Genomic DNA, 20,556 nt, shown 5'->3' on the forward strand with positions numbered 1-20,556 from the left:
TTGTTATCGATCTGCAGGCGCGGAAGGAGGCTGACAACATAACGAGGCTCACTCCAGGCCGCAGGGGCTTGGTTTAAAGCACATTCGGTATTGCCGTGGCCGCTACAACATCGGTGGCCACACAAAAAACACACAGTGTTATTGCGGTGTGTTTCTTGTGTGGAGGTTGGATGCATTAAGGTTTCAGAAGGTTTCAAAATAAATGGTATTCAGTGAACGTAGCAAAAAGGCACTGAGTTCCCTGTCTTTAGTGCCTGCTGCTTTGGGGCCTGACTGCACGCGAGACCGTGTGGCGTTCTCACTCACTTACAGACCCAGTTCGCTCAGCCCCGGGTGATCATCCGGGCGTCTGCCCTGTGGCCAGTGGAACAGCCGTTGTTCCGCGCTGATGGCCAGATCATTGATGCTGGCATAACGCAGCTGCATCAGGCCCAGTTCATCAAATTCCCAGTTTTCATTGCCGTAGGAGCGATACCACTGGCCATTGTGGTCCAGCCATTCGTAGGCAAAGCGCACAGCAATGCGATTGCCGCTGAAGGCCCATAGCTCCTTGATCAGCCGGTACTCCACTTCTTTGGCCCATTTGCGGGTGAGAAAGTCGACAATTTCGGCTCGTCCGCGTGGGAATTCGCTGCGGTTACGCCACTGACTGTCTTCGCTGTAAGCCAGTGATACGCGCTGCGGATCGCGGCTGTTCCAGGCATCTTCAGCCAGGCGGACTTTGATGGTGGCGGTGTCGTGGGTAAAAGGGGGCAGTGGTGGACGTGCCTGATCCTGAGTAGACATGGTGAGGACTCCTTGGTTTTTGATGGAATTATTGCCCTTCGGCAATGGCCTGGCTGGCTGGCGAAAAGGCCAGTAACTGCCAGGGCTGAGTTAATGCCTGCCGGCGCCGCAGCACCTTGTGAATCTGTACTTGCCACAGGCGTTCGGCGCCGGGCAGGGCGGCAATACGTGCCTGACGGGAGGCTGAATCGGGCAGAATAACTTCCACTTCCCCCTGCACATGCAGCATTTCACCCTGCTCAAAGTCAATAAACAGCAACCCGCAGCGCGGCTGCAGCAGCAGGTTGCCCAGGGTATTAAAGTAGCGATTGCCGGCGTAGTCAGGGATCAGCAGACGGTCCCCCTGTAGCTGCACAAACCCCGGCGGGCCACCCCGGTGCGACACATCCAGCTGCAGATGGCCATCACGTCGGGCCTGATCGCCCGCATGACTGGCCACAAAAAAGGTATCGGCGTGACTGATCAGCGAGCGGGCGGCAGCATCCAGCGTGGTCAGCTGTTCGGCCTGTTCCCCGTCACTTTCAGGCCGGGGTGGCAGTGGCTGGCGCTGCTGGATAAAGCGCGGGCAGTTGCCAAACGCCTGTTCCACCTTTAACACCATCGTGTGTTCGTTGCGTTGCTGCACCACGCCGTTCACCCGGTTACGCCGGCGCGTGCCCAGCTCAATGCCCAGCAGCCCCAGCCCCTGACCGGCCTGCAGCCAGGGTGACAGCGGATCACCCGCTGGCAGTGTGGTGGCAATATGCAGCTGCTGCGGGTCGGGGCTGCTGACAAAGCCCGGCTGACCCTGCCACAGGCTGGCCCAGGGCCAGCCGTCTTCATCCGCCGCCGCGGCAACCACGAAGGGCAGTAGCGGGAAGAAGCTGCGCAACTGCTCGGTCAGATAATCGCGCAACACCTGCTGGCCGACGGACGCCAGCCGCTCCTGCATGCCGATACTGGCCTGCAGCTGTTGCTCACCCTGATGCCATACACCTGTGCTCATGATCGGCTACTCCCGCTGCATGTCTGACCGGTTAAGCCCGCAGTCCGGCAGCGGTCTGTGGCATGGGCACGAATCCCGGCAGCGCTTCGATACGCTGCAGCCAGCTTTGCACATGGGGATAGCTGTCGAGGCTGACGTTGCCCTCGGGGGCATGAGCGATATAGGTGTAGCAGGCTACATCAGCGATGGTGGGCTGCTCACCGACAAGGAAGGCGCGCTGTGACAGCTCATTATCGATAATCGCCAGTATCTGATGCGCCCGGTCGATCACCTCACTGGCATTGAGCTGGCTGCCAAAAACGGTAATCAGCCTGGCAGCACAGGGGCCGTAAGCGATCTGTCCGGCGGCGACCGACAGCCAGCGCTGCACCGCGGCCTGAGCGACGGGGGCCTGGGGCAGCCAGGACTCCGCGCCGTAGCGCTGGGCCAGATAGACCAGAATGGCATTGGAATCGGCGATGACCGTGCCGTTGTCATCCAGTACCGGCACCTGCCCGAACGCATTGAGTGCGAGGAAGGCAGGCTGTTTGTGCTCGCCACTGGCCAGATTGACCAGCACCCGTTTGAACGGCAGCCCCAGCAGGGACAGCATCAGTTCGGCACGATGAGCATGGCCTGAGAGAGGGAAGTGATACAGGGTCAGGGAAGGCTGTGACATGGTGTTCTCCTTGTACTCGTTGCCGGAAGGGGTGGCGTCGTTGAGTGAGAACCATGTTGCTCCTTTAACTATCTGGGCAGAATAACCACAAATCGCAATCCACTATTTCATTCAGTGTAATTATTCTGACTGTTCAAGGCGGGGTGCAGGCTCAACTGCTGTTGCAGAAAGTCCACCAGCGCGCGGATACGTGCGGCGGCCCTCGGCCCTTCGCGATACAGCACTGACAGCGGCACGGCAGCGGGCTGTGAGGCATCCAGCAGGGTCTGCAGGGTGCCTTGCTCCAGTTCGCGTTGCAGCTCAAAGCGACTGGCCCGCACGATGCCGCCGCCGTGGCAGGCGGCCTGGATGGCGGACTGAGTGGTGGTGGTATACAGCGCCGGGGTCAGGCGCAACAGCACAGGCTGGCCCGACTGCCGCAGCGGCCATTCGGCCAGACGATGGTCTATGCGGTCATGGATGATGCGATGCCGGTGCAGCTCTTCCGGCTGCGTCGGGATACCCGCCCGGGCCAGATAGGCCGGGCTGGCGCACAACAGCATCGGTAGTCTGCCCAGCGGTCGGGCGTAGAGGGTCGAGTCGGGCAGGGAGCCGATATGCAGGGCGACATCGATCCCGTCCTGATGCAGGTTGACCGGGCTGTCGCTGAACTGGCAGTGCAGCTCAAGCTGCGGGTAGAAGCTGAGGAACTGGCTGAGCAGGGCGGGCAGGGCATGGCGGCTGAAACACAGGGGCGCGGTCAGCATCACTTTGCCCTGCGGCTGATGATGCAGGCCCTGTACCGACGCTTCAGCCTGTTCGCTGTCCTGCAGCAGCTGGCGGCAGTCTCGGGCAAACTGCTGCCCGGCTGGTGTCAGTGCTATCCCTCGTGGGCTGCGTTGCAGCAGCACGGTGTCAAGGCGCTGCTCCAGCGCATGGATGCTGCGCATCACCGTCTGGATCGACAGTGACAGGCTGCGCGAGGCGGCCGCCAGACTGCCACCCTCTGCCACGGCGACAAAAATGCTCATCTGCTGCAGGCGACTCATGGCAGCGCGGTGACGCCGGTGTTGGCAGCCAGCTGCTGACGCAGATGCGCCACACAAAAGTCGACGAAACTGCGTACCTTGGCGCTGTTGCGGCGTGTTCCCTGATACACCACATGAATAGGCAGCGGCGGCTGTTCATAGTCTTCCAGCAGCACTTCCAGCGCGCCGCTTTTCACCTCACTGGCCACCTGATAGGACAGCACCTGCGTAATCCCCCAGCCCGCCACGGCTGCATTGATGGCCGCCTGTATGGCGGTGACGACCAGCCGTGGTGAAGGCTGAAACGGCAGCTCCACGCCCTGATCGATGAAACACCACTCGGTGAACAAACCGCTGCTGGAGGGCATGACGATGCGGGCCTGATGCAGATCCTCGGGATGGCGCGGGTAACCATACTGCTGCAGATACGCGGGGGCGGCACAGACGACCCGACGCACCTGACCGACACGAATGGCATTGTCCTGTTCGGGCAGATGGCCGATGCGTACCGCCACTTCTACCCCTTCGTCGACCATATTGACCACGCGGTCTACCAGCAGGGCGCGGATATCGACTTCGGGATACTGTTGCAGATAATCCACCAGCACCGGCGTCACATACTGCTCGCCAAACAGCACCGGAGCGGTTACCAGCAGCTGACCGCGCGGGGTACTGTGGCTGCCGGCGGCCGATTCTTCGGCCTCCAGCAGCTCCGCCAGAATACGCCGGCTGTCTGCGGCATAACGCTGGCCGGCGTCGGTCAGGCGCAGGCTGCGCGTGGTGCGTGACAGCAGCACTACACCCAGCCGTTGCTCCAGCGCGGCAATCGCCCGTGTCACCGACGGTGCCGAGGTATTCAGCCGTTCAGCGGCGCGGGCAAAACTGCCCTGTTCCACCACGGTCAGCAACACCTGCATTTCCTGAAATCTGTCCATGGCGGGCCTTTCCTGTGCAATGAGTTGCTGAGTGTAGCGCTGTTGCCGTGAACATCCACGCGCAGACTGCCTGTCAGAGTATGGTTGCCACCGTCTTGCCTGCTAAGGCTTGCTCTGCGCGGTGCTGGCCCCGTCGCTTACCTCAACTTCCTGCCGGGCACGCCGGATACGGCTGTAACTTAGCAGCAGGGCCGCGACGGAGAAGATGGCCGCCACCCACAGGCTGTAGTGCAGTGCCTGTGCCTGCAGGGGCAGACTTTGCTGCTCGGTCATTGATGACGATACCAGCAGCGCCAGTGCCACCCCGACACAGGCCGCGCCCAGACACTGACCAAAGGTACGGACGATGGACAGCACGCCGGAGGCATAGCTGCTCAGTTCTCGGGGGGCATTGCCAAGCATCTCGCGGTTGTTGGGGCTCTGGAAGTAGCCGAAACCCAGCCCGCAGATCAGGCTGCGTGCGGCAATATCCCAGACACTCGGCTCGGCTGGCAGCAACGCCAGTGCGATCAGACCCAGGCTGAAGATCAGCAGCCCGACCGTCGATACCTGCGCCGGTGAATGGCGATCTGACAGGCGGCCAGCGTGCGGGGCGCTGAGCATGATGCCCAGCGGCCAGGGGATAAAAAGCAGGGCGGCGATCAGGGCGTTATAGCCATAGACGCTCTGGAACAGGATGGGCAGGGCGACAAAGGTGATGCCCTGACTGACAAAGGAGGCCAGTGAGGTCAGCGCTGCCAGCGAGAAACGCATAGAGCTGAACAGGCTTAATGGCAGCAGCGGGGCCGGAGCGCGATGCTGGCGACGGACAAAGGCCACACCACTGATGATAGCCAGCGCCGCGAAGCCTGCCGCCCTGAGCCATTGCTGCTGGCTGGCCACCGCGGCGGATGACGGCGAGATGGCTTCCACGGCCATGATTACCGCACCGAGCATCAGCGCTGACCAGAGCGCACCGGCAACATCAAAGGGGGCACGGGTGTCGCTCTTGTGGCTGGGCAGCACGCGCATACACATCAGCAGGGCAACCAGCCCCAGCGGCACGTTGATGGCGAACAGCCAGCGCCAGTCCAGCAGCGACAGCATGGCCCCCGCCAGCAAAGGCGCGGCGGCGGTGCAGGTGGCAATCAGCAGGGCATTGATGCCGAGAATGCGCCCGAGCAGGCGGTTGGGGAATATCGAGCGGTGAATGGCTGGCGCAATACTTAAGGTCGCGGCTCCACCCAGCCCCTGCAGCAGACGCATGGCGACCAGCATCGGCAGCGAAGTCGCCGCGGCACACCCGGCCGAGGCCAGCACGAATACCACCAGCCCGACAGTGAACTGGGTACGAAAGCCTACTCGTGCTGCCAGCGCGGCAAAAAAGGCTAGAGTCATCACCGTGGCCAGCAGATAGCCGTTGGTCACCCAGATGGCCGCACTGGTGCTGACCTCCAGCGACCGGGCGATATGGGGCAGAGCGATATTGATCATGGTGCCGTCGAAAACGGCCATGGTGGTCAGCAGCATGACCCCGATCATGGCCTGAGCACGCTGCCTGCCGGGCAGGCCCTGATCGCCTGGGCGATCGGAAAAGAGTTCCATCAGGTATTCCCTCACAAGGAGGCTCAGCCGGGAATGTTGAGCACAGTGATTGTTGTCGTCGTCATGGCAATATACGTATGCTCCATACCTGTCGGAAGGCGCAGCCGTTGCACTTTATAGTTGCAGCAGACGCCATGTATCTGTTCATGCCAGGAGCCTTATCACCATGTCTGAGCCCGATTTCAACCTGCTTGCCGCACTGGATGCCCTGCTCAGTGAAGTCAGTGTGGCGGGGGCTGCGCGTCGGCTCGGGCTGAGTGCCTCGGCCATGAGCCGCACCCTGCTCCGGCTGCGTAATGTTACAGGCGACCCGCTGCTGGTGCGCGCCGGGCGGCAGATGGTGCTGACGCCCCATGCCGAGGCCATTCGTGAACGCAGCCAGCTGGCGCTGCGCGAGGTGCAGGCGCTGCTGCGTCCGGCACTGACCGAACTGCAACCCGAGACGCTGCAACGTACATTCACTCTGCGTGCTAACGATGGCTTTATCGAAGCCTTTGGTGCGCCACTGATTGCGGCGGTAACGGCCGAAGCACCGGGTGTGCGCCTGAGCTTTGCGCCCAAGCCGGAGAAAACCTCCCGCTATCTGCGTGAAGGGCTGGTAGATCTGGAAATCGGCGTACTGGGACAAATGGGGCCGGAAATCCGTGTGCAGTCGCTGTTCCGTGATCACTTTATCGCGGTAGTCAGAACAGGGCACCCGCTGGCCCGGCTGACAGAAGTGGGTGCCGAGCAGTATGTGGCCTATGGCCATGTGGTGGTGTCGCGCCGTGGCCAGAGTGTCGGGCTGGTGGATGAGGCGCTGGAGCAGATCGGTCTCAGCCGTAATGTGGTCGCCGTGGTGCCGAGCTTTCCCGCGGCACTGGCGGTGGCGCGAGCATCCGAGCTGGTGGCGCTGGTACCGGCATCCTTTCTGCTGCATCAGCATACGGGGGCGGCGCAGGGCCAGCCCGCTGCCCTGCATACCTTTGCCCTGCCAGTGGCGACGCAGAGCATCACCGTATCGCTGATGTGGCATCCGCGTAATGACAATGATCTGGCCCATCGCTGGTTGCGCCAGCTGATCAGGAAGACCTGTCAGCAGCGGGTGCCGGGCTGATTGCTATCAATAACCCTTATCAAGGGCTCTTATCAAAAAGCGTTTATCAGAAGCAGCTGGCCCCCGTCATGGCCTGCGCTGTGCTTTTCTCCCACCGTGCCAGTAATTTTTTCGCGCTGCAGCAACTTGTCTGACACGCTGCTGCGCTAAGCCTCTCATCCATAAGCGATTTTTCTTGTCATAAGCAATGGCATTGATTCTGCATGTGCTCTACAGAGTGCATGTTTTCTGCGTTTGCGCAGAAAGCCTGCTGAAGTTTGGCTGGATAACAGCCCTTGCTGGAATACATGAACCTGCTTTGGAGGAGATTGAAGTGAGCCTGCCAGACAATCTGATGGTGCTGACGGATCTCGATGGGTCACTGCTCGATCATCACAGCTATGACTGGCAACCCGCGGCGGGCTGGTTGCGTTTTTTGCGCGAGCAGCGTGTGCCGGTGATTGCCAATACCAGCAAAACTGCTGCCGAACTGGGCACCCTGCGACAGGAGCTGGGGCTGAAGGACTATCCCTGTGTGGTGGAAAACGGCGGCTGTGTGCTGCTGCCGCCGGGCTGGCGCGCCATGGCAGACCCGGCCGTGGATACACAGGGCTGGACCCGCATTCATCTGGGGGCAGACTATGCCACTCTGCGCCGGGCGGTGGCGGCGCTGCGTGAAGAGCACGGCTATGCCTTTCGCGGTTTCGCTGATCTCGGGGTGGAGGGAGTGCAGCACTATACCGGACTGCCGTTGGCCAAAGCACGGCAGGCCCATGCCCGTGAAGCCAGTGAACCCTTGCTGTGGGAAGACAGTGCCGAACGGCTCACGCTGTTTCGGCAGGCTTTGCAGCAACAGGGGCTGTCACTGATTCGTGGTGGCCGTTTTTATCACGTCACCGGCCGCAGCAGTAAGGGCGTGGCCCTGACCTGGCTGGCCGGACGTTATCACCAGCTGCACAGGGTGCAGCCTCTGACACTGGCGCTGGGAGACGGCGCCAATGATCTGCCGATGCTGGCGACGGCCCGCTATGGCGTATTGATTCGCGGGGCTGGTTATCAGCCTCTCCTTCCTTCGTACATGGATGATCCTTCCCGCTTGTATCGCACAGCATCCACTGGGCCGACTGGCTGGGTGGAAGGGATGGACTACTGGCTGGTCGCTGGCCTGGAGCATAACAATGAGTGATTTCTATCAGAACGGTATTATCACCAACTTTCATAATCTGACCCGTCGCCCGGTGGAGGCGCTGGAGGCCGATCTGGTGCGCTTTGCCAGCAAGCGGCCGATGAGCCTGATCCTGCCGTCGCTGTTCTCCGAGCTGGAAGGGCCGGCGCTGGACAATATCGTCAACTGTCTGGCCAAAGTGCCTTACCTGTCGGAAATCGTGATTGGTCTGGACCGTGCCGACCGTGATCAGTTTCTGTTTGCCCGCGAGTTTTTCTCCCGCCTGCCGCAGCATCACCGCATTCTGTGGAACGACGGCCCGCGCCTGCGGGCGCTGGATGCAGAGCTGGAAGCCGAAGGGCTGTCTCCGCAGGAGCCGGGCAAGGGGCGTAATGTCTGGTACTGCAGTGGTTATGTGCTGGCCTCGGCACGGGCTGAAGCGGTGGCGCTGCATGACTGTGACATCGTCACCTATGACCGCGAGATGCTGGCGCGGCTGATTTATCCGGTGGCCAACCCACAGTTCAACTACGAGTTCTGCAAGGGCTACTACTCGCGTATTGCCGAAGGCAAGCTCAATGGCCGTGTCAGCCGCCTGCTGGTGACGCCAATGATTCGCGCCCTGAAGAAAATCTATGGGCCGCTACCGTACCTTGAATACCTCGACAGCTATCGTTATCCGCTGTCCGGTGAGTTCTCCATGCGTGTCGATGTGCTCAACGATATCCGTATCCCCAGCGACTGGGGGCTGGAAATCGGCGTGCTGTCAGAGGTGCACCGCAACTACTCGACCAAGCGCCTGTGTCAGGTGGATATTGCCGATGCCTATGATCACAAGCACCAGTGCCTGATCGACAAGGAGGCCGAACAGCGCGGCGGCCTCGACCGCATGAGCCTCGATATTGCCAAGGCCATCTACCGCAAGCTGGCCACTCTCGGCGTGCAGATCAGTGCCGAGTCGTTCCGCACCATCAAGGCCACCTACTACCGCATTGCGCTGGATATTATCGAGACCTACTACAACGATGCGGTGATGAATGGCCTCAAGGTCGATCGCCACAGCGAGGAGCAGGCGGTGGAGCTGTTTGCCCAGAATCTGATGGAGGCCGGGCGCATCTTCCTCGATAACCCCCATGACAAACCCTTTATCCCGAGCTGGAGCCGGGTGCAGGCCGCCATTCCTGATTTGCAGGAACGCATGCATGCCGCGGTGGAGGAGGACAATCTCGGCCATGTCTGAGCGGCGGCCGTGAGGGCCGCCGGCTAATGAGGAAGTTCGGCGGCCAGCAGTGTCTGTGCCGCCTGGGCTTCCAGCCAGGCCAGACAGCCTTCCAGCGGTGCCGGGCGAGCAATGCCATAGCCCTGCACGTAGTGAATGCCAATGTCCTGTACGGTACGGCGGATGGCGTCGTTTTCTACATACTCGGCCACGGTAATGGCATTGATGCGGCTCGCCAGCCCGTGTATGCATTCAACGATAGCGCGGTCGGTGGGGTTGTCCGGCAGCTGTTTTATGAAGGCGCCATCAATCTTGATCACATCCACCGGGAACTGCTTGAGGTAGGCAAAGGAGCTGAGGCCACTGCCGAAGTCATCCAGTGCAATCAGACAGCCACGTTCCCGCAGGCGGCTGATCAGCTGGGTCGCCTCTGCCAGATGGTTGATGATGGCCGTTTCGGTCACTTCAAAGCAGATACGCTCGGGTGGCAGCACTGACTGTTCAATACTCTGCAGCAGGAAGTCGGCAAAACGCGGATCATCCAGCGAGTTGGCTGACAGGTTCATACCGACAATCAGCCCCGGATAGGCGGCCAGCATGGCTCCCTTGATCTTCAGGACCTGATTGACCACCCAGCGGTCGAGTTGCGACATCAGGCCGTAGCGTTCTGCCGCCGGGATGAAAATGGTGGGAGACAGCAGTTCACCGCTGTCATCCAGCATCCGCAGCAAAATCTCGATGTGGGCGTGGGGCGTCAGTGCCGACGTTGCCACAATCGGCTGGGCGTACAGCACGCAGCGGTCATTTTCCAGCGCTTCGCGCACACCAGAGGCCAGCAGAATTTCCGAGTGATGGCGGGCCACATCACCATTGTGTGACTGATACAGGGCCACCCGGCCACGCCCGGCATGCTTGGCCGAAAAGCAGGCCACGTCGGCACGGCTCATCAGCTCGGTGATATTGCTGTTGCCCTGGCCGATGGCGGCGATGCCAATGCTGGCGCTGACATCGTAGGCCCGTTCGTCCCACACCAGCCGCAGCGACTCAATGGCCTGGATCAGCTGTTCGCAGAGCCGCTGAGCCTTGTCGGTGCTGCAGTTGTAGAACAGCAGGCCAAACTCATCACCGCCCAGACGGGCCAGAATATCGCTGCCACGAATGCGCTGGCTGAGCAGTCCGGCGATCTGCTTGAGAAAGGCGTCGCCTGCGGCGTGGCCGGCCGAATCGTTGACGATCTTGAAGCGATCCAGATCGATAAAGGCCAGTACGTGCTCGGCATCCTCATCGTTGAGATTGTGCAGCAGGGTGGTCAGCTCATGCTCGAACTTACTGCGGTTAAACAGGCCGGTGAGGGCATCGTGACTGGCCTGATGGCGCAGGGTGCGCTGCATCTCCCGTGCCTGAGTAACGTTCTGGAACACCAGTACGGTGCCGAGCAGCTGACCGTCGCGGGTACGCACCGGGGCGGCGGAGTCATGAATATCCAGCTGCTCGCCATGACGGTTGATCAGTACCGAGTTGTCATTCAGGCAGGACTCCTGACCTTGCTCCAGACAGCGTCTGGCGGGGTTGGGCATGACTTTGAGGGTATCGGCATCACGGATGTCCAGTACCTGTTCGATGTCTCGCTGCAGGGCGTCGGCCAGTGGCCAGCCGGTCAGGCGTTCCGCCGCCGGATTCATAAAGGTGATGCGACCCTGATTGTCAGTGCAGAGCACGGCATCGCCAATGGACTGCAGGGTGATATGCAGGCGCTCCTTTTCCTCGAACAGGGCATCGGTCATCTTCTGCGATTCGGTCACATCCCAGTCCAGCCCCACCAGCCGTTCTATCTGCCCCTCACTGTTACGCAGCACCATGGCCAGGGTACGGATATAGCGCAGGCCGCCATCACGGGCCCTGATACGAAACAGGGTGTCGAGGGTCGTCGTGCCAGAAGCGGCCTGATAGGCCAGCTGGGTCAGCTTTTCGCGGTCATCCGGATGGACCAGACTTTCCCAGTACTCGCGACTGAGGGTGGTCTGCTCGGCAGGCAGGTGATAGAGCGCCGCCATGCGTGCATCGATGATCAGATCATCGCTGCCGGGGCGCCACTCCCAGACACCCATGCTGCCCGCCTGCAGTGCCAGCTGTACCCGCTCATGCAGATGCTGGTTGACCAGCTGCAGGCGTTTTTCGCGGTCGATGTCATGAATCTGGGCAACGAAGTACAGTGGCTCTCCCTGCTCGTCGCGGACGATGCTGGTGGCCACATGGCACCAGAAAGTCGTGCCGTCGCGACGGATATAACGCTTGTCGAGATGCACTTCACTGAGCTGGCCCTGCAGCAGGCGGGTGTCCAGTAGCACGTTGTTGGGCAGATCCTGGGCGACGGTCAGCTCCTGATAGCGAATCCTGCGCAGCTCCTCGGCGCTGTAGCCAAGCATCCGGCACAGGGCCTGATTGACCTCAAGGTAATAGCCAGCCGGTGATACCAGCGCCATGCCAAAGGCTGAACTGTTCATTGCTCCCCGAAAGCGCTGCTCATTCTCGAGGATGAGGCGGCGGTCATGGTGCAGCCGGTTGATATAGGAGGCGAACACAAAGGAGGTGATGACCAGTATGAAGAACGGCAGGCTGTGCAGGGCGGCAATGCTGTCGGTCTGCAGATCGGCAATCGGCAGCGGTTTGAAGTCATGGATAAATGTCGCCAGCAGGACGGTATAGGCATTGAGCAGCAAACTGGTGAAATAGGGCAGGAACAGCGCCGCGGCGAGAATCGGCACCAGAATGAAGATGTAGGGATAAGGGAAGTACATGGCGGCGTTGTACGTGGCTGCGGTGGAGATGCCGAGAATAAGCAGATTGGCCACGGGGCGCTCTTCCCACAGCTGGCGCAGGCGCTGGCCATTGCAGCTCAGTGCCAGCGGCAGGCTGATCATCAGGCCATAGCTGTCGCCCATCAGCCAGCGCAGCCAGGTGGCTTTCTCTGGCAGCGGCAGACCGGGGTAGAGGGTGGTGGCCAGCACCTGCCCCAGGGTGGAGCTCAGTAGCGGCGGCAGCAGCACGGCAAGCCCCAGTACGGTAAATATCTGCTCCGGTTCATTGGGGGTGAGGTGGTCCAGCTGCAGGCGCTCGAGCAGCTGGCAAAGCAGCAGGATGGCAGGCAGGTGTGCCAGTACCGGCAGCGGCGTCACCGTCAGCGGCATAGCGTAGAGGAGATGCGAGCCGACAATGGCCAGGGCAATACCGAGCCAGATCCATAGCCGGCGCGCCGGATGAGTACGAAACACCAGTGCTGCGGCAAGACCATCCGACAACCAGATAGAGGTCGCGCCTTCGGGCAGCCAGATCAGCGAAAGGCTGAACAGCGTCGTGGCGAAGACGAGGGCAAAGCTGAATACGAGCGCAGACAGGCTGCCAAAACGAGAGGCAGGGTCGAACAGAGCTTGCTGCGGGCAGAAGACGTATTTCAAAGGGCGTCCTGTTGCTGCACGTCGTTATTATCGTCATCGTCCATGAATCCGATGTCCGACAAGAATCGGGAGGCTTCTTGCTGAGCCCACTGGCCTCAGTATAGCCAAGTGAGTCATGGAGGAAGTGGGGCGTGCCGGAATAGGCGATATTGGTGCGTTAACTGGCGCTTTCGTCGCGGTGGTGGCGGGAACTGTTGAGATGAAAATGCCACTGCCTGAGTCAGACAGTGGCGAGTGGTTGTTGCTGTGCTGTTTGCGGCGCCGGGCGACCGGTGTGCCGCACATCGTGTTTTCTTAGTTACCCAGCATGCCCAGCAGATAAGGGTCCACAAAGCCTGCCGGGTAATCGATGCTCATCAGTTTGCCCATGCCGATCAGGAACAGTGTCAGCCCCAGTGCCACGCTGCCGGACAGGCGCCAGCGGGCGAGGGTGGCAAAGCGCAGGAAGAACAGGGTGAACACCGCCGTGGTGCTGATAAATCCGACGGTGAAATACAGCACCGCCAGCGCGAAGAAGGCGAGGATATACACCAGTTCGCGACTGATACTGGCGGCCATACGGGTGGTCGAGCGCATCCAGTAGCGCACCACTACCATGGCCACGGAGAAGCCCATGATACTGATGGCCATCAGCGGGAAGGCCTTGGTCAGTTCAGAGGCCGACCAGATGTCACCCACGGCCAGTACCGAGGCCAGCAGCATCAGGCCGATGATCACCCAGTCCAGCAGGGTAACGGCTTCCCGTTCGGCAGGCTGCTTCACCTCTGCCGCGGCAGACTGACCTGCCTGTCGGGCATCGCGGCGGCGTTGCAGCCAGCTGCGTACCATGGGGGCGACAAAGCTCAGCAGGATCAGACTGGCGATGGCGATCACGCCGGGGCGTTGCATCCAGCCGTAGCCGTAGAACTGGATACTCTGGAAGAAGTAGTTCTCTGCACCCGGGGCCAGCACGAAGCCAATCAGGAAGGCTGGGCGTGGCCAGTTGGCGCCTTTCAGCAGCACACCGATGCAGGCGATGGCGCCGAGGGCGATGAAGTCACCGAGGCTGCGGGTAGCCTGATAGGCAGCAAACAGGATCAGTGTCAGCAGCACCGGTGCCATGCGTGAGAAGGGAATGCGGGTCAGCATGGCTACCGGTGAAGTGAGACCCAGGCACAGCAGGGCACCGAGAATATTGGCCAGCGCCAGTGACCAGATAATGGTGTAGGTCAGGTCCAGATGGGCGCCGACCATGGAAATGCCGGGCTGCAGACCAAGCAGCAGCATACCGCCAAGGAACACGGCTGCCGTGCCTGAGCCGGGTACACCAAACAGCAGGGTGGGGATCATGCTGCCGCAGGAGCAGGCATTGTTGGCAGATTCCGGCGCGATAACCCCTTTGATTTCACCTTTGCCGAAGCGTGACTTGTCCTTGCTGGACTGCATGGCGTAGCTGTAGGTCATCCAGTCAACCACCGAGCCACCGAGGCCGGGGATGGCGCCGATCAGGCTGCCGAATACCGAGCATTTGCCAACTAATGGCAGGTTCTTGAAGACATCCTTAATGCCCTGGCTCCAGCCCTGACCCAGGCTGTTGGGTTTGTTGGCAATGGCACGGTCCTTGATCAGCAGGTCGATGATTTCCGGCAGGGCGAAGATACCCAGACCAACCACCACCAGAGGAATGCCATCAAACAGGTAGTCGATGCCCAGATTCAGGCGGTATTCGCCCGTGGCAGGCGCACTGCCGATGGTGCCCAGCAACAGGCCGGCACCGCAGGCGGCAAAGCCCTTGAACACGTTCCCTCCGGCCAGACTGGCCACCACACTGAGACCGAGCAGGGTGAGCATGAACAGTTCGGCGGAAGAGAACGACAGCACCAGTGGCCGGGCCACCACGATAAACACGCTGAGAATCATGGCACCGGCCACACCGCCCAGCATGGAAGAGGCGAATGCGGCAGACAGGGCGCGGGCCGCCATGCCCTGCCTGGCCAGCGGGAAGCCATCCATGACGGTGGCCTGTGAAGCGCTGGAGCCGGGAATGCCCATCAGCACTGAGGTAAAGGTATCGCCGGTGGGGACCACTGCGACCAGACCCATCAGCATGCCGAGGCCGACCGAGGGTTCCATACCGTAGAGAAAGGGCAGTAACAGTGACATACCAGCGATGCCACCCAGCCCCGGGATAATCCCAATCACCAGCCCCACCACTACGCCGAGGGACAGATAGGCGAGATGGGTGAAGGTCAGCAAGTGTTGAAAGGCGTCTAAGAATTCAGTCATTACTGCTTGTCCATCAACTGTTATTTTGGTGACAACCGTTACATCGGGTTTGGAGTGGCAGGGCAGCAGCGAGTGTGCCGCTACCCTGCTGCCGGATCAGTTGACGGAGACGTTGAACTTGGTTTGCAGCCAGTTTTTCACCCACTGCTGGCGTTCTGGCGACATGTTGACGGCATCACTGATGTACTGCTCGGCAGCGCGGCCAGTGATGTTCTCGTACGGGCCGATCTGCTCGACGGCTTCCTTGTTGAAATCAGGGTCTTTCACCATCTTTTCTACCGCACTGATGTAGCTGTCGTAGACGGCGGCAGGCACATCGGTCGGAATGAAGAGCACTTTCTGGAAGGCGAAGCCTGCCGCAAAGAACTTGAAGTACACCTCGTATTCAGGGCCTGACGGCTCTTCACCTTTGTACTCCTTGTAGACCTCCTGGAAGGTAGGAATATCGGGGAATGCCGGATCACGGACGACTTTTCCATCGCCATTGAGAATGCCCAGCGAGAACAGCGGCACAGCCTTGCCCTGTTGTTCCAGGTCCTTGACCGAGGCCAGATAGGCCGAGGTGGTCTGGAAGTCTACCCTGGCTTCGCCGCGCTCAAAGGCCAGCCGGCCCTCGCCACGGCTCTTCATGCCAAACACCGGTTTCAGATTGAAGCCGAGCATATCCAGCGCCATCATCACCGGCAGCTCCAGCTGGGTCGGGCCCTGTGCGGCAAAAGGCATTGGTGTGTCTTTCAGTTTGGCCAGATCCGCTGCGCCTTTCACTCCCAGATCCGGCTGGATGTAGACCACACCGCCGGTGGGGGAGGCCAGAATGGCTGTCCACTTGTTGAAATCGTAGCGCACCCGCTGGTCGCCCAGCATGTAGGGGTAAAGGGTGGAGGCGGAGGTGCCAATAATGTCGCTGCCATCGCTGCGGGCACGGTTGTAGAACAGGTTGGTACCGGTGATGGAGCCACCCCCCGGTACGTTCTTGATGACCAGCGTGGGCGAGTCAGTCAGGTATTTATCCAGATGCGGGGACACAAAGCGTGCCCATACATCGGTGCCACCGCCGACGCCAAACGGAATGGTCCAGTTGATGGTCGAGGGCAGGGTGTTGGCTACGGCCTGGCCTGTGCCACTCAGGCTGAGGGTCAGGGCGGCGGAGGCGAGGAGTGCAGTCAGCTTTTTCATGATGAATGTACCTTGTTGTTTTTGTGATTTATGCAGTGGTGCCGTGCGCTTCAGGGCAGAAACACGGTGCCGGACAGAATCTTGCGGGCGGTGCGTAGCAGTGACACGGCCTTGACCTGAGCGGGATTGAGTTCATCTCGCACCACCTCCAGTTCAATGCTGCCGGTCGGGTGTTCGATGTGCACCAGCGACAGTTCAGTGGCTGGCGCAATCAGTTGCCCGGCCACGGTTTCGGGGAAGCCCGCAGCAGTGGCAATGGCAATGCTGCCGGTGACGGCCAGCGCCTTGTGGCAGCGCTGCGGAACGAAATAGCGTGCCTGCAGGGTGCCGCCGTGGCGGGCCGCAGAGAGCAATACCGGTTTGGGGATGACCTGCTCACTGACGTCCCCCAGCCCCATCCGCTGCCCGGCCTGCCGGCGCAGCTTCTCCAGCCGTGCCATGAACACTTCGTCGCTATCCAGTTCGGCGGGTGTTTCGCTGCCAGTCTTACCCAGGTCGCTGGCGTGGATCAGCACGCATGGCATGGCGGCATCGATGCAGGTCACGGCGATACCGTCGATCTCCTCCAGCAGAAGTCCGGTAGGGAACAGGCGCCCGGTCTTGGCACCCTGTACGTCGATAAAGGTCAGTTTAATCGGCGCAGCAGGATTGGGGGCGCCGCTGATCAGCGTATCGCCGTCATAGACGACATTGCCGTCCACGGTAGGCACCTGGGCATGGATGATCTTGTTGGTGTTGAGGTTGCGGATACGCACCAGGGTGGAGCACGCCTGAGGCATAACCAGTCCGGTTTCAATGGCGAAGGGAGCGACCCCGGCCAGCATATTGCCGCAGTTGGGGGAGAAATCGACTTTCTTCTCGGCGATGCCTACCTGCGCAAACAGGTAGTCGACATCCGCTTCGGCGCAGTCCGAGCGCCCCACCATGGCTACCTTGCTGGTCAGACTGTTGCCGCCGCCAATACCATCCAGCTGCAGCTCATGTCCGGCTCCCATGATGTGTTGGAGGATAGCTGCACACGCCTCACGGTCGTTGGGCAGGTCCTCCAGGCGCAGGTACGGTCCCCGGGAGGTGCCGCCGCGCATGATCATGCAAGGAATACTGTGTGACATGGAATCAAGCCTGTTCAAAAGCTAAAAGGGAGTGATGTCGACAACGGAGCCTAGGTTGTCACAGGGCTGATAGATGCATCAAATGCAAAAATTACTGTTAATTGATTTGTTTTGTGCATTAAATGGCGCAGGGAAACCGGCAGGAAAAGACGATGCATCAAATCGAATTCAAGGATCTGGCGATCTTTGTGCGGGTCGCAGAATCAGGCAATTTTCACGAGGCGGCAGAGGCCATGCATCTGTCGCAACCGGCTTTGAGCCGACGCATGCAACGGCTGGAAAGCATCCTCGGCACCCAGCTGTTTGAGCGCACCACGCGCAAGACCTGGCTGACCTCGGCCGGGCGTGAGTTTTTGCCCAAGGCGCGCCGTATGCTGGAGGATTTCGAGGTGTCGGTGCTCAGCATCAAAGAGATGGCTACGCAGCAGAAGGGCAAGGTCACCATCGCCTGTATTCCCACTGCCGCGTTCTACTTCCTGCCCAGCGTGATCCGTATTTTTAACGAACGTTACCCGGGCATTCGCATCCAGATTCTCGATGCCAGTGCCAATGAGGGACTGGAGGCGGTGATTCGTGGCGACGCCGACTTCGGTATCAACATGGCCATAGCCCAGCACCCGGAAGTCAGCTTCACTCCGCTGGTGGATGACCCCTTTGTGGTCTGTATCCGCAAGGATCATCCGCTGGCCAGCCAGTCCAGCATCAGCTGGGAAGATCTCACCCCGTACAAACTGATCACCGTCAGCCGTGCCAGTGGCAACCGTTCACTGCTGGACAGCGCTCTGGTGCAGGAAGGGGTCAAGCTGAACGGGTTTTACGAGGTGCAGCACCTGTCTACGTCACTGGGGCTGGTGGAAATGGGATTGGGGGTATCGGTAGTACCGCATATGGCGATGCCTCTCAATGAGGCCTCAATGCTGACCTGCCGGCCACTGGCCCACAGCATCATGCGTTCCATCGGTGTGGTACGACGTAGTGCAACCGGTATTTCACCGGCCGCAGAGCTGTTTGTGGCGATCCTGCTGGAAGTGTGGCCCTACCACGTCAAAACCGATGTGGTGGCCGGTTGAGTGTCCTGGTCTCTGTACTCCTCTGAAAGTGAGATGGCTATCGCAAGGGATCGCAGTACTTGAGTTTGCTGCTGAGGAGCCTTAGGTGAATCGAGGATACGCTAACAACGATTAACCGGCAGAGTGTGGAACGCCTATGAGTATCGTCAGTCAACAGATTGTGGTTCCGCCATCTGCGCAGGGAACATTGCTGGTGGAGGGAATACTGGCGAGTGCAGCCAGCTATGAGGTGAAAGTGTTTGCTGTGCCTGCAACGGGAGCAAGTGTCGAGTCGGGGCAGGATGACACGGAACCGTGCACTGATGAGCGCTTTTACATCGGTAGCATTTTTAGTTATGGCTTCGGCAGTGGGTTTGCGCAGGAAGGTGAGATTGTGGAGCTGGCAGCCGATGGCGAAGTACGGCACAAATCACCGGAGTCATATCCTGCCGTATTGGATCTGCAGAGGTCAGCGGCTTATGTTGGCGGAGCGCAAGAGCAGGTACTGACCGTCCTGTTTGTCCCCCAGGTATCGGCCCGGCAGGGTGTTGATGACGAGGGCGACGGTATTCGGTTCTGCGCGCTGCGGGTTGAGTAGCTGCAGGCGGCGCAAGTGAAGGTGGTACAGAGCCAGTCGATACGACCGGCTCTGTACAAGGCTATAGGTAACACTGGTGGCCGGTTGTCATCATCACTCGTGAGTCACGATTGAGGCGCCGCGCATTTTCACCTCTCTGGTGTGGGTTGCATTGGCATCACAGTCATACACCTTAAGGGTGACTCTGACCTTGTCATCCTCAACCTTGTAACGCTTCAGTGCCTCGGTGATGTCGACGTAGGTGTTATAGGGCTTGAGGTGACTTTCCGGCCTGCGATCAAAAGGTTGCTGGTGATTGGCATACTGACAGTGGCCTTTACCACCCGCGCACTGGCCGTGGCCAAACAAATAGAGAGTGCTGGCAAAGCCTGCGGCCGGATCAGGTGAGTCCGCACCACTGCTGTCGCTACCGTCTCCCAGATAGATATTCACCTTGTAGCTGTCTTCAGTCTTGGCCACCCCCTGTAATTCAAGAAAAGCATGCTTGAAGGGTGTGGTGTGGAAGGGGATCTGAAAGGTCAGTTCATTACCTGTGTCTGTTCTGGGCATGGTCTCCTGATTGATTTCGACAAAGGCCTCGGCATCCACATAGGTATATCCGAAGAATTTGGTATCCAGTGTCTGCTCGCCCGTGTAGGTGAAGGGCGCGCAGACAAAGTCCAGCTGTGCCTGTGGTACCGTGCTGTCACCGTTCTGCCGCTGCCACTCGAACCACTGACGATCCACGTTGCAGTGATGCATCCAGAAAATCGGGTCGTAGGCGGCTGTTGGCACACTGGCCATGTCGCCGCCTACCCAGACGTGCAGACCGCCATGGGGGTTTTCCAGCGCGGGCGAAAAGCGATCATAGGTTTTCTGCCGCAATGCCAGTTCCACCTGAAGCTTGAGTTGTTCAAGTGCTGATGAAGGGCTGGGGCTGCGCTGAGTCATGGTGCCGGTCACCTGACTGAAGGCGGCATAAAGTGGATTGGGTTTGGTTTCGCCCGTCTTCAAATCGATATAGGTCTGGTCGGTCACTGCTTTGGGGAGTCCATTGGCGATGGCTTCAGCGGAGGTCCAGTCCCAATAGGGCAGCATGACCCCGGCAACCTGATCCTGCAGGCGCAGCTCAAACTCGTAGATATAGGCACGGTGCCAGGTCGGGAAGTTCAGATTGCCGTGCTGGCAGTAGAAGGGGATGGGCAGACCGTGAACGCCGGCGATCCACTGGTAACCGCGTTCGTCGTTGTTGCCTCCGTCCGCCGATACGGCATAGAGCCCCTCGAAGGCATTTCGGAGATCATTCAGTTCGCTGTCGGTAAGGCGATAGAGGCTTTTTCTGACGCGTACATTACGATTGGCACTGCGTACCAGGGCTGATGATTCTGCTCCGCTCATGATATGTTCCTCGTATTCTCTGAATTGGTTTTTTGTATTTATTAGTAGTGCTTGCAGGGATCTTTTTTATGGCGATGGTGATAATCAGTAGAAGCTGATTTTTGAGTCTG

17 protein-coding genes are annotated in these 20,556 nt (G+C 59.9%); 6 read left to right on the top strand and 11 right to left on the bottom strand.

Annotation, left to right across the window (positions count from 1 at the left end; translation table 11 throughout):
* Positions 1 to 306: 306 nt before the first annotated feature.
* The 6 genes from QCD60_RS18980 to QCD60_RS19005 all read right to left on the bottom strand — a co-directional run bounded on the left by QCD60_RS18980 (position 307) and on the right by QCD60_RS19005 (position 5,955).
* Positions 307 to 786 (bottom strand): nuclear transport factor 2 family protein, encoded by a 480-nt coding sequence (locus QCD60_RS18980; RefSeq protein ID WP_279787777.1) that lies wholly within the window; start codon positions 784 to 786, stop codon positions 307 to 309.
* 28 nt (positions 787 to 814) lie between these two features.
* Positions 815 to 1,771, bottom strand: a complete 957-nt coding sequence (locus QCD60_RS18985) for a pyridoxamine 5'-phosphate oxidase family protein (protein ID WP_279787778.1) — start codon at positions 1,769 to 1,771, stop codon at positions 815 to 817.
* Between the two features lie 31 nt (positions 1,772 to 1,802).
* Complete coding sequence (locus QCD60_RS18990; RefSeq protein WP_279787779.1) at positions 1,803 to 2,429, bottom strand: glutathione S-transferase; 627 nt, start codon at positions 2,427 to 2,429, stop codon at positions 1,803 to 1,805.
* 107 nt (positions 2,430 to 2,536) lie between these two features.
* Positions 2,537 to 3,439, bottom strand: a complete 903-nt coding sequence (locus QCD60_RS18995; RefSeq protein ID WP_279787780.1) for a LysR family transcriptional regulator — start codon at positions 3,437 to 3,439, stop codon at positions 2,537 to 2,539.
* A 14-nt stretch (positions 3,440 to 3,453) separates the two neighbouring features.
* The gene (locus QCD60_RS19000; protein WP_279787781.1) at positions 3,454 to 4,371 is read right to left on the bottom strand and encodes a LysR family transcriptional regulator; all 918 of its coding nucleotides are present in this window, start codon (positions 4,369 to 4,371) and stop codon (positions 3,454 to 3,456) included.
* A 102-nt stretch (positions 4,372 to 4,473) separates the two neighbouring features.
* Positions 4,474 to 5,955 (bottom strand): MFS transporter, encoded by a 1,482-nt coding sequence (locus QCD60_RS19005; protein ID WP_279787782.1) that lies wholly within the window; start codon positions 5,953 to 5,955, stop codon positions 4,474 to 4,476.
* 166 nt (positions 5,956 to 6,121) lie between these two features.
* Here QCD60_RS19005 and QCD60_RS19010 point away from each other — a divergent pair, with 166 nt between their 5' ends.
* The 3 genes from QCD60_RS19010 to QCD60_RS19020 all read left to right on the top strand — a co-directional run bounded on the left by QCD60_RS19010 (position 6,122) and on the right by QCD60_RS19020 (position 9,435).
* Positions 6,122 to 7,051 carry a LysR family transcriptional regulator gene (locus QCD60_RS19010; RefSeq protein WP_279787783.1) on the top strand — a complete coding sequence of 310 codons (930 nt, stop codon included), beginning with the start codon at positions 6,122 to 6,124 and terminating at the stop codon, positions 7,049 to 7,051.
* Between the two features lie 313 nt (positions 7,052 to 7,364).
* Positions 7,365 to 8,216, top strand: a complete 852-nt coding sequence (locus tag QCD60_RS19015) for an HAD-IIB family hydrolase (RefSeq protein ID WP_279787784.1) — start codon at positions 7,365 to 7,367, stop codon at positions 8,214 to 8,216.
* Positions 8,209 to 9,435 (top strand): glycosyl transferase, encoded by a 1,227-nt coding sequence (locus tag QCD60_RS19020; protein ID WP_279787785.1) that lies wholly within the window; start codon positions 8,209 to 8,211, stop codon positions 9,433 to 9,435. Before QCD60_RS19015 ends, QCD60_RS19020 begins: the two co-directional genes overlap by 8 nt.
* A gap of 23 nt (positions 9,436 to 9,458) precedes the next feature.
* Here QCD60_RS19020 and QCD60_RS19025 read toward each other — a convergent pair whose 3' ends face one another.
* Positions 9,459 to 12,869: a diguanylate cyclase gene (locus QCD60_RS19025; RefSeq protein ID WP_279787786.1), complete on the bottom strand. Its 3,411-nt coding sequence runs from the start codon at positions 12,867 to 12,869 to the stop codon at positions 9,459 to 9,461.
* A 115-nt stretch (positions 12,870 to 12,984) separates the two neighbouring features.
* Here QCD60_RS19025 and QCD60_RS19030 point away from each other — a divergent pair, with 115 nt between their 5' ends.
* Positions 12,985 to 13,167 carry a hypothetical protein gene (locus QCD60_RS19030; protein ID WP_279787787.1) on the top strand — a complete coding sequence of 61 codons (183 nt, stop codon included), beginning with the start codon at positions 12,985 to 12,987 and terminating at the stop codon, positions 13,165 to 13,167.
* On the opposite strand, the gene QCD60_RS19035 is transcribed toward QCD60_RS19030, so the two are convergent.
* The 3 genes from QCD60_RS19035 to QCD60_RS19045 form a co-directional block, all read right to left on the bottom strand.
* Positions 13,164 to 15,134: a tripartite tricarboxylate transporter permease gene (locus tag QCD60_RS19035; protein ID WP_279787788.1), complete on the bottom strand. Its 1,971-nt coding sequence runs from the start codon at positions 15,132 to 15,134 to the stop codon at positions 13,164 to 13,166. The genes QCD60_RS19030 and QCD60_RS19035 overlap by 4 nt on opposite strands.
* A gap of 96 nt (positions 15,135 to 15,230) precedes the next feature.
* Entirely contained in the window at positions 15,231 to 16,310 is a 1,080-nt protein-coding gene (locus QCD60_RS19040) for a tricarboxylate transporter (RefSeq protein WP_279787789.1), read from the bottom strand.
* Between the two features lie 50 nt (positions 16,311 to 16,360).
* On the bottom strand, positions 16,361 to 17,422 hold the full coding sequence (locus tag QCD60_RS19045; RefSeq protein WP_279787790.1) for a 4-oxalomesaconate tautomerase: 1,062 nt from the start codon (positions 17,420 to 17,422) through the stop codon (positions 16,361 to 16,363).
* 152 nt (positions 17,423 to 17,574) lie between these two features.
* On the opposite strand from QCD60_RS19045, the gene QCD60_RS19050 reads away from it, so the two are divergent.
* Both QCD60_RS19050 and QCD60_RS19055 read left to right on the top strand, forming a co-directional pair.
* Positions 17,575 to 18,492, top strand: coding sequence for a LysR family transcriptional regulator (locus QCD60_RS19050; RefSeq protein WP_279787791.1), 918 nt, complete (start codon positions 17,575 to 17,577; stop codon positions 18,490 to 18,492).
* A gap of 136 nt (positions 18,493 to 18,628) precedes the next feature.
* Positions 18,629 to 19,069, top strand: coding sequence for a hypothetical protein (locus tag QCD60_RS19055; protein WP_279787792.1), 441 nt, complete (start codon positions 18,629 to 18,631; stop codon positions 19,067 to 19,069).
* A 93-nt stretch (positions 19,070 to 19,162) separates the two neighbouring features.
* Here the strand turns inward: QCD60_RS19055 and QCD60_RS19060 are convergent, their stop codons facing one another.
* On the bottom strand, positions 19,163 to 20,446 hold the full coding sequence (locus QCD60_RS19060) for a tyrosinase family protein (protein ID WP_279787793.1): 1,284 nt from the start codon (positions 20,444 to 20,446) through the stop codon (positions 19,163 to 19,165).
* Between the last annotated feature and the right edge of the window lie 110 nt (positions 20,447 to 20,556).

The sequence above is a fragment of the Pokkaliibacter sp. MBI-7 genome (genome assembly GCF_029846635.1).
Lineage (GTDB): Bacteria > Pseudomonadota > Gammaproteobacteria > Pseudomonadales > Balneatricaceae > Pokkaliibacter.

Coding starts and splice junctions, on each gene's coding strand:
- QCD60_RS18980 (WP_279787777.1), bottom strand. CDS start 786: ATGTCTACTCAGGATCAGGCACGTCCACCACTGCCCCCTTTTACCCAC.
- QCD60_RS18985 (WP_279787778.1), bottom strand. CDS start 1,771: ATGAGCACAGGTGTATGGCATCAGGGTGAGCAACAGCTGCAGGCCAGT.
- QCD60_RS18990 (WP_279787779.1), bottom strand. CDS start 2,429: ATGTCACAGCCTTCCCTGACCCTGTATCACTTCCCTCTCTCAGGCCAT.
- QCD60_RS18995 (WP_279787780.1), bottom strand. CDS start 3,439: ATGAGCATTTTTGTCGCCGTGGCAGAGGGTGGCAGTCTGGCGGCCGCC.
- QCD60_RS19000 (WP_279787781.1), bottom strand. CDS start 4,371: ATGGACAGATTTCAGGAAATGCAGGTGTTGCTGACCGTGGTGGAACAG.
- QCD60_RS19005 (WP_279787782.1), bottom strand. CDS start 5,955: ATGGAACTCTTTTCCGATCGCCCAGGCGATCAGGGCCTGCCCGGCAGG.
- QCD60_RS19010 (WP_279787783.1), top strand. CDS start 6,122: ATGTCTGAGCCCGATTTCAACCTGCTTGCCGCACTGGATGCCCTGCTC.
- QCD60_RS19020 (WP_279787785.1), top strand. CDS start 8,209: ATGAGTGATTTCTATCAGAACGGTATTATCACCAACTTTCATAATCTG.
- QCD60_RS19030 (WP_279787787.1), top strand. CDS start 12,985: ATGGAGGAAGTGGGGCGTGCCGGAATAGGCGATATTGGTGCGTTAACT.
- QCD60_RS19035 (WP_279787788.1), bottom strand. CDS start 15,134: ATGACTGAATTCTTAGACGCCTTTCAACACTTGCTGACCTTCACCCAT.
- QCD60_RS19040 (WP_279787789.1), bottom strand. CDS start 16,310: ATGAAAAAGCTGACTGCACTCCTCGCCTCCGCCGCCCTGACCCTCAGC.
- QCD60_RS19045 (WP_279787790.1), bottom strand. CDS start 17,422: ATGTCACACAGTATTCCTTGCATGATCATGCGCGGCGGCACCTCCCGG.
- QCD60_RS19050 (WP_279787791.1), top strand. CDS start 17,575: ATGCATCAAATCGAATTCAAGGATCTGGCGATCTTTGTGCGGGTCGCA.
- QCD60_RS19055 (WP_279787792.1), top strand. CDS start 18,629: ATGAGTATCGTCAGTCAACAGATTGTGGTTCCGCCATCTGCGCAGGGA.
- QCD60_RS19060 (WP_279787793.1), bottom strand. CDS start 20,446: ATGAGCGGAGCAGAATCATCAGCCCTGGTACGCAGTGCCAATCGTAAT.